Genomic DNA, 15893 nt, shown 5'->3' on the forward strand with positions numbered 1-15893 from the left:
GTATTCTTTGAAATTTAGATTAAAAAATATTACTTCAAGACGTGCTTTTTTAATATACGTTATTGTCTCGATTCTGGTTACGGTTACATCGGTTTACATTCTGAGTAATCTGATTACGGATTTGACGGAAAAATCGAACGATGATCTGGCGACGCGTAACTTCTTTAAAAAGCAGGAATTCATGTCGGAAGAACTAACAAAGTTTTGGGAGCAGGAAAAAAGAATCGAACATGTTTTAGAAATTAGTAGTTCGGCAAATCTTGACAATAATTTACAGCTTTTGTCTTCGCTTCAGGCAAATAATAAATTGGTTGTAAACAATTGGTTTCAGATCAATGAAAACGCTATTCATTTTGGAAACAATACTATTTCGGACGAAATTAAAAATGATGTAAAATCATTTCTTCTTCAAAATAAAAATGCCGAACATCTCAGTGTCGTTATGCCGCAAGGAAACGAATGGGTTTGGCGTATTTACTTCAAATTAGTTTCAGAAAATAATACGACTGTTAAATACGGTTATGATATCAATCTGAGATTACTTCATAGTTATATTTCTAAAATAGACAAAACCAAAACGGCTACCAATTACGCTTTTGTTTTTGATAAAAACGGAACCTGCGTTTACCATCCGGAAATTGCTTTTCTTGGAAAGAATATTTTTAAAATCTCAGGTTTCAATCCTTCTGATACTATTTACAGTAAGAAAAAAGATTTCGCTAAAAGAACAACGTTATCTGAATTTTTAAAAGTGGATGTCATTCGTTTTACCAAAAAACTGGACATCAAACATTCTAACTGGTTTGTCTGCGTGAACGTTCCAAAAATGGTTGCGGATGAAAATGTTGCTTTGATTAAAAAGTATTCCACTTGGATTTATTCGATTACAACAGTAATGCTTCTTTTGATTTTTTATCTTTTCTCTTATGCTAACAGACGTGCGTACAGGGAAAAGGGAATTGTAATTAAAGAGAAAAACAAACTTCTTGTAGAGAATGAAAAAATAATCAAAGAAAAAGCGTTAATTCAGTTACAGCAATTAAAGGAGCAGATTAATCCGCATTTCCTGTTCAATTCGCTCAATTCACTTTATATGTTAATTGGAAGTGATATTAAAACAGCACAAAAATTTACGCTGAATTTATCCCGTATTTATCGTTATTTAATTGATCCGCCAGAAAAGAACATTGTTCCTTTAAAGGATGAATTATTATTTATAGAAAAATATATCTTTTTACAGCAGACTCGTTTTAAGGAAGAATTATTCTTTTCGATAGAAATCGAAGACGAATTGGCATTAAACAAACAAATCCCCTATCTTGCTTTTCAGGTTGTGGTCGAAAATGCTATTAAGCACAACTCGGCTACTCCCGAAAATCCACTTACTACAAAAATCCTGATTAAAGCAGATCAGGTAATTATCAGCAACAATCTTCAAAAGAAATTGACTGCTGAACCGAGCACCAAATTTGGATTAAATTATCTCCAAAGCATTTACAATTATTATTCAAAAAACGAATTTAAGACATCAGAAAAAGATGGCTATTTTGTTTGTATCCTTCCATTACTATCCATTCACTCCTGAAAAAAATCCATTCACTCCCTTTTTTTTTTTTGCTGCACGAAAATAAAATAGTTTCGGCCAAAAATTAACCTAAACTTAACATCTGATGAAGGAAAAGGTATTCCTGCATAATTTGATAACAATTTGCATACTCCTATTATTATTATCTCCGCTTAGTGTTCAATCTCAAAAAAAGAAGAAAGACAAAAAAGGAGAAACTACTGAAATTAAAAAAGATTCTACCGATTCTAAAAAAGGTAAAAAATATAATGACCTTGTAAAAAAAGGCACCATTAAAAAAGGACTGTTCAATATTATTCAAGTTAAAACTGATGTTTATTTTGAAATTCAGGACAGTTTATTCAAAAGAGAATTTCTAGTTGTAAACAAATTATCTCAAGTCCCTTTACAGGCAAACGAATATGGTGTAAACAAAGGAATGAATTATGAAAACAAGGTAATTAGTTTTTATAAAGATACAATCGCAAAGAAAGTCTGGGTAAAATCATACGTTCCTAAAGTTTCTTCACCAAAAGAAGATGCAATTACCCAATCTGTTCAAAATAATTTCGCCGAATCTATTATTGAAGTTTTTGATATTGAAACGAAAAATAATGACTCGACCGCTGTTGTAATAAAAGTAAATAAGATTTTTGATGGAAAACAGAAAAGTTTCAACGATGTTTTGAGTAACATTGGTTTTGGCGGTTCTGTAAAATCTGAGCTTTCTTATATCGAAAGCGCAAAATCTTTTCCTAAAAATATTGTTGTAAAATCTCAATTGACAACTTCTGTAACCGAAGACGGCCCAGCATTGTCGGTAACTCTTGGCGTAACAAGTAATATTGTTTTGTTGGATAAAACACCAATGAAACCCCGTTTTTCTGACAAAAGAATTGGTTTTTTCACAGAAAAACACTGGTATTTTACCGATGCACAACAAGCAATGCTTGAAAAAGAATTAATAACACGCTGGCGTCTTGAACCTAAAAAAGAAGACGAAGAGCGTTATTTAAAGGGTGAATTAGTAGAGCCGAAGAAGCCAATCGTTTATTACATCGATCCATCAACTCCAAGGCAGTGGAGAAAGTACATCATTGATGGAGTACACGATTGGCAGGCCGCTTTTGAAAAAGCTGGTTTTAAAAATGCTATTATAGCAAAAGAACCTACTGAGCAAGATTTAGATTTTGATATTGACGACGTTCGTTATTCTGTAATTACGTATGCAGCTTCTCCGAAATCAAACGCAATGGGTCCCTCTGTAGTTGACCCAAGAAGTGGTGAAATCATTGAATCCGATATTATTTGGTGGCACAATGTAATGACTTCTCTTCAAAGCTGGATGCGCATTCAGACTGGAGCAATTGATCCAAAAGCACGCGGCAATATATTCAGCGATGAACATATGGGAGAAGCTATTCGTTTCGTTTCGTCTCATGAAGTAGGCCATACTTTTGGTCTAAAACATAATATGGGTTCTTCTTTTGCTTATGATGTAGAATCGCTACGTTCAAAAGAATTCACAGCAAAAATGGGAGGCACTGCTCCTTCTATTATGGATTATGCTCGTTACAACTATGTAGCACAACCAGAAGATAATGTAACTGTAATTACGCCAAAAATTGGAGAATACGATAAATATGCTATCGAATGGGGATACAGATGGTACGGGCCAAATGATAATGAGACTTTAAAACTAAATACTTTAATCGCTAAACACCAAGATGATCCAATTTATTTTTACGGTGAACAGCAGGAAAATATAATTGATCCGCGCTCGCAGTCAGAAGATTTAGGAAATGATGCTGTTAAGGCAAGCGAATACGGCTTAAAAAATTTAAAACGTGTTGTCGATAATATCTTAAACTGGACATACGATAAAGATCAGTCGTATTATGAAACTGGAAAATTATACATCGGAACTATCGGACAATGGCAAATGTACAATCGCCACGTGATGAACAATATTGGTGGCGTTTATTTAAATGTAACCGTTCATGGCGACAACAAACAAAGTTATATTCCTGTTCCAGCTGCAATGCAAAAAAGAGCGGCAGATTATTTAGCTAAAAATGTAATTACAATTCCGCAATGGTTGTTTTTTAATGACATTTTAGACAAAACCAATCCGTTGAAAGATTCTCCTCTTGGACCTTTCGAATATACGCCTTATACACTTTCAAGAGAATTGCAGTACGGTGTTATGTATGATTTATTCAGCGATGATCGTTTGCTTCGAATGACCGAAAACGAATTATATCAGCGTAACAAAACCAAAGACCCTGTTTTTACCGTAAATGACTTGTTTAAAAAAATGCATCAAAGTGTTTTTGCTGGAACGATTCAGAATAAATCTTTGAGCATTTTGGAAAGAATGACACAAAAGAATTACGTAGATGTTTTAATTGTTTCAACAAACAAATTATTCGAAAAAACAGATCCTAAAAAATTACTGGATATTCAGCAGACTTTAAATATGCCTCATTTGTGCAGTTATTTAGATAATGCCCATATGGCGAGAAACATTAATCAATCTTCTTTAAAAAGAGTTACCGAAGTGACTTCTGATAAAAAAGGAGAATTAAATAAAATCCTTCAATTATTAAAAACTAAAAAAAGTACAGGAGACCAATCTACCCAAAACCATTACCGCGATTTGATACAACGAATCGAAAAAGCTCTAAATAATACAACCTTTTAATACACAACCCAAAAACATGACAAAAATTTTACAAGCCTTACTGCTGTTCCTCGCCATTGCAGGATACTCGCAGGAAACCCGAACTATTACGGGAATCATTCAGGACGCGACAGATTCTTCACCAATTCCGGGTGCATCCATCTTCGTTGAGAATAATTCTATTTCAAACAAAACTGCTATGGCAGGTATTATTCATAGTGAAGCAATCGGAACTACTTCAGATTTTGATGGTAAATTCACCTTGAAAGTGGCAAAAAATGTTACCGCTTTGAGAGTTACTTTCATGGGATACAAATCGTATACTTTGGAATTAGACGGTCAAAAAAATTATACCATTAACTTAACATCTGAAACAGCAAAACTTCAGGAAGTTGTCGTTACCGGTTATCAAAAAATCGAGAAAAGAAAAGTTACTGGAGCAATTGCAAAAGTAGAAATGGCTGCCATTCAGCAAGCCGGAGTTGCTAGTGTTGACCAAATGTTATTAGGTCAAGTAGCAGGGGTTGCCGTTACTACTCCATCCGGAGCACCTGGAGCACCAGCTAAAATTAGAATTAGAGGTACTGCTTCTCTTAATGGTTCTCAGGATCCTCTTTGGGTTTTGGACGGATTACCATTAGAAAGTGAGGACGTACCTAAAAACTACGATAAGGACAATATTGATTTATTAGCTAATTACTCTATCGCAGGATTAAATCCTGATGACATTAAAGATATTACTATTTTAAAAGATGCTGCAGCAACTTCTATTTATGGTGCGCGTGCTGCAAATGGAGTTATTGTAATTACTACTAAAAAAGGAAAAAGTGGTAAAATGGTAATTAACGTTAACACTAATACTTTTATCAATCTTAAACCTGATTTTGATAAATTAAACTTAATGAATGCTAACCAAAAAGTTGATTTTGAACTTGGTTTGGCTAGTCGTTCAGATTTAACATATAGAGATACCAATGGTGAAGTCGCTCGTATTTTAAACGGAGCGAATGAATTAAACACTTTCAGAAATGGTGGATTTTCTTCTTTGAGTCCAACTACTCAAAACGCCATCAATGCTTTAAGAAATAATAATTTTAACTGGGGGAACTTAATTTACCAAAATGCAATCAATACACAGCATGGTTTAAGTATGTCTGGCGGAGGTGAAAAATCAGACTACTATTTTTCTGCAGGCTTTTATGATGAGCAAGGAACTACTATTGGAACTGGCTTTAAACGTTACAATTTAACTTTAAAAAATAACTACGAAGTATCAGACAGATTTAAAGTTGGCGTTGGACTTTTTGGCTCAGAGTCTATAAAAAACTCTTACGTTACAGATGTAAGTACAAATACAAATCCTGCTAATTATACAAGAAATGTAAATCCGTACCTGACACCTTATAATGCTGACGGAAGTTATAATTATGACCAAGATATCACAGGATATTCAGATCGTTACATTCCATTTAATATTTTAGAAGAAAGAGCAAATACTTCATACGACCTAAAAGCAAGAGCCATAAAAGCTATTTTAGATGCTGAATATAAAATTACAGATCATTTAAAAGCGAATAGCCAGCTTGGTCTTCAATTAGACAATAATTCTTCTGAGAAATTCGCTGGTCAAAACAGTTATTATACAAGAAGATATAGAGAAAAATCACGCTATTTTTCTAATGGTAGTTTTAATTACTTCCTTCCAAATGGTGGTGTAATTGAAAATTCTAATAAAGACTTTTTTCAATATAATTTAAAGACAACCCTTAATTACTCGAACACTTTTGCTGATAAACATGAGGTCGAAATTATGGCTGGTAATGAAATAAGAAGAAATTACCAAACTGCTATTTTTACAAAAGGATTCGGTTTTGATGAAAACAACTTAACAACACAGCAAATCGTTTTCCCTAATGCTGACATGGCAAACAACTCTGAATACAGAACGTATCGCAAAGAACAAAATGAAAATGCATTTGCTTCTTTCTTTGCAACGGCTTCGTATACATACAACAGAAAATATACTGTTTTTGGAAGTGCCAGATATGATGGTTCAGATTTATTTGGTGTAGATCCAAAATACAAATATTTACCGCTTTGGTCTGGTTCTGCAGCCTGGTTGGTTTCTCAGGAAAACTTCTTAAGAGACAGCAACGTTATTTCTAACTTAAGACTACGTGGTTCTTATGGTTTACAAGGAAATATCGATAAAAATACATCTCCATTTGTTGTAGGAGAAAACAAAACTACAACTATTCTTCCGGGACAGACAGAACCTACAATTGTAGTAGTTAGCCCTCCAAACGAAAAATTACGTTGGGAAAAAACTACGAATACAAACTTTGGTGCAGACCTTGGATTGTTTCACAATCGTATCAGTATTATTGCTGATGTTTATGGAAGAAAAAGTACCGATTTATTAGGCAACAGAGCATTACCATTAGAAAATGGTTTCGAATTTACAAACATGAACTGGGCTCAGGTAACGAATAAAGGTTTCGAACTTTCTATTGCTACAAAAAATATTGATCGCCCAAATTTCAAATGGACGACCAACTTTAACCTTGCACAAAACAAGAGTAATGTTGACCGTATAGAAGTTCGTGATACTGATTATATGCCAAGCAGAGAGGGACGTCCTGTAAATGCAATTTTCGGATTTAAAACAAATGGAATCGATGAAAATGGAAATCCATTATTCGTAAACAAAAAAGGAGAAACAGTAAACAGCCAAACTTTCTTCGGATTGTATGATGTTTTAGCAGACATATTCCCGGGAGAGTTTTCTCAATCTAACTTATCAGCGGCAGAATTTAGAGATTTATTTACTTATTTAGGAGATAGAGACCCTAAATTTACAGGAGGTCTTACCAATACTTTCAAAGTAGGTAATTTTGATCTGGCAATTGTGGCTTCGTTTACTTTAGACCAAACTATGGTAGAAACTCCTCCTTATTACGGAGCTGAGTTAGACAGAGGACTAAATTATTCGACTAGAATTTTAAATGCCTGGTCACCAACTAATACATCTTCAAACCTGCCAGGTATTACAAGTCAGACTTCCGGAACTGGAGATTCATGGATGGCTTACCAATGGTATTCAGGAGGAAATCAAATTAAAACAATGAATTATCTAGATACCTGGGTTCATAAAATGAGTTATATGAGATTGAACAGTATGCGTTTAGGATATACTTTACCTAAAGCATTTACAGATCACATTAACATTCAAAGCATTAGACTGAATGTTGAAGCAAGAAACTTATTTGTAATTAGTTCTGATTTCAAAGGTTATTTTGATCCTGAAACTTACGGAAATATTTATGCTCAACCAGTTCCTAAGTCATTTACTTTAGGATGTAATGTTACATTTTAATACTATCAAAAGATGAAAAAATACTCAAAATATATATTGTTTTTTATCGCAGCGCTTACTGTAAGCAGCTGTGATGATTATCTGGATGTAACACCTATTGGTAAAGTAATTCCGGAAACATTACCACAATTTCGCGCCGTTTTAACCACAGGATATTCTGTTTATCCGCAACATAAATCATTGACTGAAGTTCGTGCAGACGAGCTTACCATGAATGAGTTTAGTGATGATTTTATCTATTACAAAGATATCTACATTTGGAGAGACAGCAATCCTGACAAGATTACAACCACTTTTCAATATCAGAATTTATATACTGTAATTTTTTACACCAACGTTTTAATCAACGAAGCTTCTAAAAAAATCGAAACTTCTGCAGAAAGAGATCAATTAATTGGAGAAGCTTATGCATTAAGAGCAATGGCTTACTTTGATTTGGTTAATCTTTTCGGAAAACCATATAATGCGACAACTGCAGCAAGTGACAAAGCAGTTCCGTTAGCATTAGAAATAGATTTAGAACAGGCTTTTATTCCTCAAACCGTTGAAGTAATTTACAATCAAATTATTTCTGACACGAATGAAGCAGAGAAATTACTTAACGTAGCATCTCAGCCAAAAGGATTAAACTACCGTTTTTCTAAAGCTTCATTATATAGTTTAGAAAGCCGTATTTACCTGTATCAAAAACAATGGCAAAAATCTCTTGATGCAGCAAACAAAGCATTGGCGATTAATAATAATTTAATTGATTTAAATGCAACAAAAGTTTTAGCGAATAGATATGATAGCGCTGAATCTATTTTAGCTCTTGAAAATACATTTATCAATAGTTTAAAATCGGTTTCATACGCTTCACCAGATTTAATTGCTACTTACAACAGAACAACAGATTTACGTTTCCCTCTTTTCTTTTTAGCAAGCGGAAGCCGTTTCAGAATTCAAAAAGGAGGAGAAGACGCTCAAAAATGTTCTTTTAGATCTTCTGAATTATACCTGACAAAAGCAGAAACTTTATTAGAGTTAAATAATTTGACAGATGCCAAAACAACTGTTTTAAGTTTTATTGCAAAACGTTACACTCCGACAGGTCTAAGTGAGCTTACAGCTTCTGTAAATGCAATGAACGCAACTGATTTAGCAACTTTTATTGGTAACGAAAGACGCCGTGAATTTGCTGCTGAAGGACACCGTTGGTTCGACTTGAGAAGAACTTCTCAAAAACAAATCGTTCACACTGTAGATGGTGACGATTATACATTGATACAAAACGATCCGCGTTATACCATTGTTTATCCTGCAAACGCGAGATTAAACAATCCCAATCTATAATACCTATTTGTTTTTTTAAGAAGGTCCAGTTTTTAAGCTGGGCCTTTTTTTATTGCAAAAACTAATTACTGAATTATCTTTGCAAATAATTAGAGAAAACCAAATGTCTAAAAAATGAAAGTTGCAATCGTTGAAGACGAATATCTAGCTTCTAGTTATCTAAAATCTATTTTAGAGCAGCAGGATATTTTACCAATTACAGAAATCAGTGTTCTAAAATCGGTAAAAGAAGCTGTTATTTTCTTTAGTGAAAATAAAATTGATTTGGCTTTCATGGACATTCATTTGGGAGATGGAAAAAGTCTTGAAATTTTCGAAAAAACCATTATCGCCTGTCCCGTCGTTTTTATTACGGCTTACGATTCTTATGCCATTTCTGTTTTCAAACATTTTACAATCGATTATCTTTTAAAACCTTTTGAAGAATCAGAACTGTTAGAAGCACTTCATAAATTCAAAAAAATAAAAGACAGTTTTAACAGTGATTCTACGCTTCAATCTCTTGTTGCCATAGAAAATCCCGAAAGCAATAAAATACAGCGCCATTTCTTAGTAAATCACGGTTATAAACTGATTTCTATAAACGAAAGCGAAATCACTTATTTTGCTGCAACTGGTAAACATTTATTTATCTACTTAAAATCAGGAAACAGTTATTTATACAACAGTACAATAACAGATATCATAAACAGTTTAGATTCTTTCCATTTTTTTAAAATAAACAGAAAATATATCGTTCATCGAAACTGCATCAAAGAAGTCGTGAAACATTCTCATCAAAAAGTCGAACTCATTTTGACTGTTCCTTCAGTAGAAAATGATCCTATTTTTATCAGTAAAAAGGAAATCCACAACTTTAAAAACTGGCTGGACCAATAAATTAATCATTATTTAGCCATAAATTGACGTTAATTTCAAAATTAAAAAACTGCTAATTTGATAAATTGTGATTTAAAATCCGACTAAAAACTGTCAAAAACACTTTAAAACGTTAAATTAGCGTTATAGAAATCATAAAATTGCCGTTTCACAATCAATGAGATAGCGAAAATTTTTCGTTTATTCTTTATCTTTGAGAGTATAGAAATCAAATGTAAAAGAATATGCCACACAATCGATTTTATCCAGATGAACAATTTAAAGAAATAGAAATAAACGCCTCATTACAACTTAAATATGCAATTTCAAACAGAGGAAGATTAATTAGCTTTACGGACGAAATTGAAAACGGCCGAATCTTAAAAGGCGGTTTAAGCGACGGATATCCAACTTTCCGTTTTAAGGTTAAAAAAGAGGATAAAATCGTCAACAAATATCTTTTCTTATATAAGTTAGTTGCCCAATATTTTATTCCGAAGGAGTCCGAAGATCAAACTTACGTATTGCATTTAGATTACAATAGAAGCAATGATGATGTAAAAAACCTTCGCTGGGCAACCAAACAGGAAATGATGGCACACAGCCGCAAAAGTCCGCGTGTAATTCAGGCCAAAAAAAACCTGATCGAACACAACCTAAAAGCCGACGGAAGAAAATTAACAACTACTAAAGTCATGTTAATCAAAAAAATATTAGCAAGACCAGAACAAAAAACACGTCTTAAAATGATCGCGAAACAATTCGGCGTAAGCGAAATGCAGATCAGAAGAATTGCCAGCGGTGAAAACTGGGGACACGTTAAGGTTTAAAATGTTTACAGTTTATAGTTTTTGGTTTATAGTTAAATACGCTTAACCTTTAACTTATAACGCTTTAACTTATATTTAGCCACAGATTATTTGGATTAAAAGGATTTTTAAAAAATCTGTGTTAATCTTTATAATCTGTGGCTTATTTTTTTTTAATTAAAAGCACTTCTCTCTATTCACTAAGAACTAATTACTAAAGACTAAGGTCTAATTACTAAGAACTAATCACTAAATCACAAAAATCAATTCATAATTCACAATTTACAATTCACAATTCCTTCAGTTTCTGTGAAAAGGTCAAAATCTCTGACTTTAAAAACAAATTTTCGGACGTTCATTTAAAATAAATCCTTAAATTCGCAAGCACAAATAACAAAAGAATAAATCGAAAGATGAGTTTCGGAATTGTAGAATTCATTTTTCGATAGTTAATACTAAAAGCAAAAAAAATGAAATACGACGTTATTGTTTTAGGAAGTGGTCCTGGCGGATATGTAACAGCAATTAGAGCTTCACAATTAGGCTTCAAAGTAGCTGTAGTTGAAAAAGAAAACCTTGGTGGTGTATGTTTAAACTGGGGATGTATCCCAACAAAAGCATTATTGAAATCAGCTCAGGTTTTTGATTATTTAAAACACGCTTCTGACTACGGATTAAAAGTTTCTGAATTCGATAAAGATTTCCCAGCTGTTATTCAACGTAGCCGTGGTGTTGCGGAAGGAATGAGCAAAGGAGTTCAATTCTTAATGAAAAAAAACAAAATTGATGTTATCGAAGGTTTTGGTAAACTAAAACCAGGAAAAAAACTTGACGTTACAGATAAAGACAATAAAGTTACTGAATATAGCGCTGATCACATTATCATCGCAACTGGTGCTCGTTCTCGTGAGTTGCCAAACTTACCTCAAGATGGTGTAAAAGTAATTGGATACCGTCAGGCAATGACTTTGCCAACACAACCAAAATCTATGATTATTGTTGGTTCTGGAGCAATTGGAGTGGAGTTCGCTCACTTCTACAACTCAATGGGAACTGACGTTACTATCGTAGAATTTATGCCAAACGTAGTTCCTGTAGAAGACGAAGATATCTCAAAACAATTTGAGCGTTCTTTGAAAAAATCTGGAATTAAAGTAATGACTAACTCTTCTGTTGAGCGTATCGACACAACAGGTGCAGGAGTTAAAGCTTTCGTTAAAACGGCAAAAGGAGAAGAAGTTTTAGAAGCTGATATCGTTCTTTCTGCTGTTGGAATCAAAACAAACATTGAAAACATCGGATTAGAAGAAGTGGGTATCGCTGTTGACAGAGATAAAATCTTAGTAAACGCTTACAACGCAACTAATATTCCAGGATACTATGCAATTGGAGACGTTACTCCAGGTCAGGCTTTAGCTCACGTAGCTTCTGCTGAAGGAATCAACTGTGTAGAAAAAATTAAAGGTTTACACGTAGACCCAATCGATTACGGAAACGTTCCGGGTTGTACTTATGCAACTCCAGAAATCGCTTCTGTAGGTTTAACAGAAAAACAAGCAAAAGAAAAAGGTTACGAATTGAAAATTGGTAAATTCCCATTCTCAGCTTCTGGAAAAGCTAAAGCTGCCGGAAATGCTGACGGATTCGTAAAAGTAATTTTCGATGCTAAATACGGAGAATGGTTAGGATGCCACATGATTGGTGCTGGTGTTACAGATATGATTGCTGAAGCAGTTGTAGCTCGTAAACTAGAAACTACAGGTCACGAAATCCTTAAATCGATCCACCCTCACCCAACAATGAGCGAGGCTGTTATGGAAGCTGTTGCTGATGCTTACGGCGAAGTAATTCACTTGTAAAAATATACCGTTTTACGGTTATATATAATTTTTCAATTTATAAAATCCGATTTGTGAAAACAGATCGGATTTTTTTGTTTTCATAGTTTTTTGTCAACATCAAATCATTTTACAAATCACTTCTCACAGTTTACACAAAAAACAAGACCAAACAAAAATTTGTTTAAAACTTTACGTAAGAAAATTTTGTCATCATTTCTAATTCCTTATTTTTATTCTCTATAAATAAGAAAGTAATGAAACTACCTTTTATAGAAATAATCGAAGCCACGACAAGCGACCCTAATTTATTAATGTGGAAGTATTTCGATGAAGACAAAGAAATAAAAAACGGCGCAAAATTAACGGTACGCGAAAGCCAGCAGGCCATGCTCTTAAACGAAGGACAGCTTGCAGACGTATTTTCTCCCGGACTTCATACTTTATCTACAGAAAACATTCCCATTTTAAGTAAACTAAAAGGCTGGAAATACGGTTTCGAAAGTCCGTTTAAGGCTGATGTTTATTTTTTCAATACACATCAATTCATCAATAATAAATGGGGAACTCCTGCTCCTATCTTGATGAATGATCCTCAGTTTGGACAAATTCGAATCAGAGCTTTTGGAAGTTTTGATCTTAAAATTTCTGATGTTGCTAAATTCTTCCGCCAATATGCAGGAACGTACAAACAGCTGACCATTTTTGAACTTCAAAGTCAATTAAGGGATTTTGTTGCTCCAAAATTCGGAGAAGTTTTGGCTAACGAAAACATAACCGTTACTAATGTCGCTGGAAATATTACGCAATTAGGAAAAAAAATAGAACCTTATCTAAAACCTTATTTTGAACAATTAGGAATCGAACTGACTCAGTTTGTCATTACAAGCGTAAACTTACCAGAAGAAGTAACCGCACATTACGATAAAATCACCAACATGAATATGGTAACCGATATGGACAAGTTTACCAAATTCAATACCGCAACTGCCATTGGCGATAAAGGAAACGGACTTCACGATGCGACTCAAAATGCAGTAAGCATGGGAATTCTTTTCAATCAGTTACAGCAGAATAAAGAAACCCCAAAACAAGAAACTGGAGACGACATTACGTCTAAACTTCAAAAACTAAAATCATTGTTTGATGCAGGTTTAATAGATGAAGACGAATTTAAAACCAAAAAAGCCGAACTCTTAAGTCAATTGTAATGGAAGAAAAGAAAGTAAATTCATTTTTGAACAGACTCAAAGAAAATGCTCAAAAACAGACTAATTACGGAGGTGAGTTTGAAACAACCGAAGCCAAAATGAGTGTCAAAGACTGTCCAAACTGCGGTGCAGGAAGAGCCAAAGAAGATGGTGTAACACATTGTGCCTACTGCGGATTTGAGTTTTTAAACGTAAAACTTACAGACGGATTATATATTAAAAAAGAAGACAATTCAATTTAAAACAAGATAACGTGTTCGGATTATTTAATAAATCAAAAGACAAAAACGAAGGAAGCAAACAATCATATCCAGAATGGTATGCAGAACTTCAGGAATCGCAGCAAAGATGGTTTTCTTTTTTGGAAAAATTAGAAGCTAAAATGGAAGAATTGGCAACAGCTTCAATTCCGGAATTAAAACAGCTTTTACAAGAAGACGAAGATTTATACAAAAGAACTTTTCATAGAGTTTATTCAGGCGTAAATGGCCAGTTAAATAATATCCGTGAAAAAGCCAGAGATACTTACGAAGAAAAGGTAAATAATCTTTATTATAATATCAATTCACAGATTTCTGTTTTGGATAAACATCACGATTTACTTTCTGATTTTAGAAGTGCATGTTCCGATCGTTACAACGAATTTGATGACAAATATGATTATTGGAGGAAACAAATCGATAAAACACAAGAACGTGATCTTGAAATCGAATATCAGAAAATCTTAAACGAATTTGAAACTATCAAAGATAAATTTACCTGTAAACAATGCGGTGGTAATATTACGATTGAAAAAATATTTTTAATCGAAACCTATATTTCCTGTCCTTATTGCCAGACACAAAACACTTTTGCGCCAAGCACATTGGGAAGAAACCTTCAGAATATTGCCCGAGAATTGGCAGAACAGAGAACAGCTCATCTACATGAAGCTTACGAAAACGAAAAAGACAAAGAGCGCGACTTGTATCATCAACGTCATGAATTAAGTCTAAGTATTATTCATGAACGTGATAAAAAAGTGCTTACCGAAGTTCAATCCAAAATGAATGATTTGGAAGAACAAAGACAATTTGCGATCCAAAATGCTCCAAAATTACGTGAGGTCTATTTGAGGGCAATGTATGATGAATGGAATAAAATCACGCCAGATTTAAAAGAACACAACGAAAAAATATATCAGAATCAATTGAAATATTAAATTTTATTAACCCTAAAAATCGACAAATGTTTAAAAAACTTTTTGGAGCTCTAACAGGAGACAAACAAGAAAACCAAAATTATGAAGCACAGACTTCGAATGACAATTACGAAAATGATTATGAGGATAATTATAAAGAAGTAGAATACGATCCAGAAACTTTACATGGAACACATTATACAGTAGAAGATTTTGATAACGAAGTAGCAGAAAGAGCCGAAGCCTGGATCGCAGACGAACGTGCAAGCGGTGAAAATTTAGACGAGAAAGACATTCAAAACATCTATTTCAACTACAGAAGAACAGTTTATACAGAATGGAATAACTGCGACTCTGATCAAATGATTCGATTCGAACACGCTAATTCTTTAAAATACAGCGGAATTCAAACTTCAGGATTTGTAAAAGTCGATGATAATAATCCGTTTTTGGAACCAGTTCACGGTGTAGATTTAAGAACATATACTGCTATGTGTCTTAAAATAAGTGCTGGAATTGATTATCTAGAAGTTTGTAAAGCAATGGGATTTGAACCAATTGTTTGGGAAGAACTAAATACAATCTGGCCACAGCGTATGGGTGAAGATACTTCGTTTACGGTTACGACACTTTTCGGGCAATATTATGCTGAAAACGTAACGGTTCCGCAATTGGAAAATCTTAAAGCTACAATTTCAGAAGAAGGAGCTGCAAACTTAGAAAGAATGAAAACCGATCGTTATTTCTATGAAGAATTAGCTGGAGCAAGACAAGCTGCTTACGAATACGGAATTGACGGTGCACAATGGATTCTAGAAAACTTCGGAATCAATCTGGCCGATTTCCAATCTGTAGCCATGCAATGGATGACAGAGCAAAACCAAAACTGGAATTCTGAAGACATTATCGAATTCTCCAATTATCAACAGGAGAAACAAAAAGAATACGCTGCAAAATTCGCCGCTGAGCAAGGCGGAAATATCGCAGACGACGTAAATTTCTAAATTTATTTTTTGATGATAAAAAAACCGATTTGCAAAAA

At 33.8% G+C, this 15893-nt stretch carries 11 protein-coding genes; all 11 read left to right on the forward strand.

The window, feature by feature from the left end:
• Positions 1-7: 7 nt before the first annotated feature.
• The 11 genes from P2W65_RS23280 (at position 8) to P2W65_RS23330 (ending at position 15855) form a co-directional block, all read left to right on the forward strand.
• On the forward strand, positions 8-1585 hold the full coding sequence (locus P2W65_RS23280) for a histidine kinase (protein ID WP_289661806.1): 1578 nt from the start codon (positions 8-10) through the stop codon (positions 1583-1585).
• Between the two features lie 85 nt (positions 1586-1670).
• Positions 1671-4268 carry a zinc-dependent metalloprotease gene (locus tag P2W65_RS23285; RefSeq protein ID WP_289661810.1) on the forward strand — a complete coding sequence of 866 codons (2598 nt, stop codon included), beginning with the start codon at positions 1671-1673 and terminating at the stop codon, positions 4266-4268.
• Positions 4269-4284: 16 nt separating this feature from the next.
• On the forward strand, positions 4285-7623 hold the full coding sequence (locus P2W65_RS23290; protein ID WP_289661813.1) for a SusC/RagA family TonB-linked outer membrane protein: 3339 nt from the start codon (positions 4285-4287) through the stop codon (positions 7621-7623).
• 12 nt (positions 7624-7635) lie between these two features.
• Positions 7636-8955, forward strand: coding sequence for a RagB/SusD family nutrient uptake outer membrane protein (locus P2W65_RS23295; protein WP_289661816.1), 1320 nt, complete (start codon positions 7636-7638; stop codon positions 8953-8955).
• Positions 8956-9069: 114 nt separating this feature from the next.
• On the forward strand, positions 9070-9834 hold the full coding sequence (locus P2W65_RS23300) for a LytR/AlgR family response regulator transcription factor (RefSeq protein ID WP_289661819.1): 765 nt from the start codon (positions 9070-9072) through the stop codon (positions 9832-9834).
• A 224-nt stretch (positions 9835-10058) separates the two neighbouring features.
• Entirely contained in the window at positions 10059-10643 is a 585-nt protein-coding gene (locus tag P2W65_RS23305; protein ID WP_289661822.1) for an NUMOD4 domain-containing protein, read from the forward strand.
• A gap of 449 nt (positions 10644-11092) precedes the next feature.
• Complete coding sequence (gene lpdA, locus P2W65_RS23310; RefSeq protein ID WP_184161006.1) at positions 11093-12481, forward strand: dihydrolipoyl dehydrogenase; 1389 nt, start codon at positions 11093-11095, stop codon at positions 12479-12481.
• Positions 12482-12717: 236 nt separating this feature from the next.
• Entirely contained in the window at positions 12718-13671 is a 954-nt protein-coding gene (locus P2W65_RS23315) for an SPFH domain-containing protein (RefSeq protein WP_289661827.1), read from the forward strand.
• On the forward strand, positions 13671-13913 hold the full coding sequence (locus P2W65_RS23320; protein ID WP_179002868.1) for a hypothetical protein: 243 nt from the start codon (positions 13671-13673) through the stop codon (positions 13911-13913). Before P2W65_RS23315 ends, P2W65_RS23320 begins: the two co-directional genes overlap by 1 nt.
• 11 nt (positions 13914-13924) lie before the next feature.
• The gene (locus P2W65_RS23325) at positions 13925-14872 is read left to right on the forward strand and encodes a hypothetical protein (protein WP_289661830.1); all 948 of its coding nucleotides are present in this window, start codon (positions 13925-13927) and stop codon (positions 14870-14872) included.
• A 26-nt stretch (positions 14873-14898) separates the two neighbouring features.
• On the forward strand, positions 14899-15855 hold the full coding sequence (locus tag P2W65_RS23330) for a DUF6620 family protein (RefSeq protein WP_289661832.1): 957 nt from the start codon (positions 14899-14901) through the stop codon (positions 15853-15855).
• The last annotated feature ends 38 nt before the right edge of the window (positions 15856-15893 follow it).

Source organism: Flavobacterium panacagri, from assembly GCF_030378165.1.
Classification (GTDB): domain Bacteria; phylum Bacteroidota; class Bacteroidia; order Flavobacteriales; family Flavobacteriaceae; genus Flavobacterium; species Flavobacterium panacagri.

Coding starts and splice junctions, on each gene's coding strand:
- P2W65_RS23285 (WP_289661810.1), top strand. CDS start 1,671: ATGAAGGAAAAGGTATTCCTGCATAATTTGATAACAATTTGCATACTC.
- P2W65_RS23290 (WP_289661813.1), top strand. CDS start 4,285: ATGACAAAAATTTTACAAGCCTTACTGCTGTTCCTCGCCATTGCAGGA.
- P2W65_RS23295 (WP_289661816.1), top strand. CDS start 7,636: ATGAAAAAATACTCAAAATATATATTGTTTTTTATCGCAGCGCTTACT.
- P2W65_RS23300 (WP_289661819.1), top strand. CDS start 9,070: ATGAAAGTTGCAATCGTTGAAGACGAATATCTAGCTTCTAGTTATCTA.
- P2W65_RS23305 (WP_289661822.1), top strand. CDS start 10,059: ATGCCACACAATCGATTTTATCCAGATGAACAATTTAAAGAAATAGAA.
- lpdA (WP_184161006.1), top strand. CDS start 11,093: ATGAAATACGACGTTATTGTTTTAGGAAGTGGTCCTGGCGGATATGTA.
- P2W65_RS23315 (WP_289661827.1), top strand. CDS start 12,718: ATGAAACTACCTTTTATAGAAATAATCGAAGCCACGACAAGCGACCCT.
- P2W65_RS23320 (WP_179002868.1), top strand. CDS start 13,671: ATGGAAGAAAAGAAAGTAAATTCATTTTTGAACAGACTCAAAGAAAAT.
- P2W65_RS23330 (WP_289661832.1), top strand. CDS start 14,899: ATGTTTAAAAAACTTTTTGGAGCTCTAACAGGAGACAAACAAGAAAAC.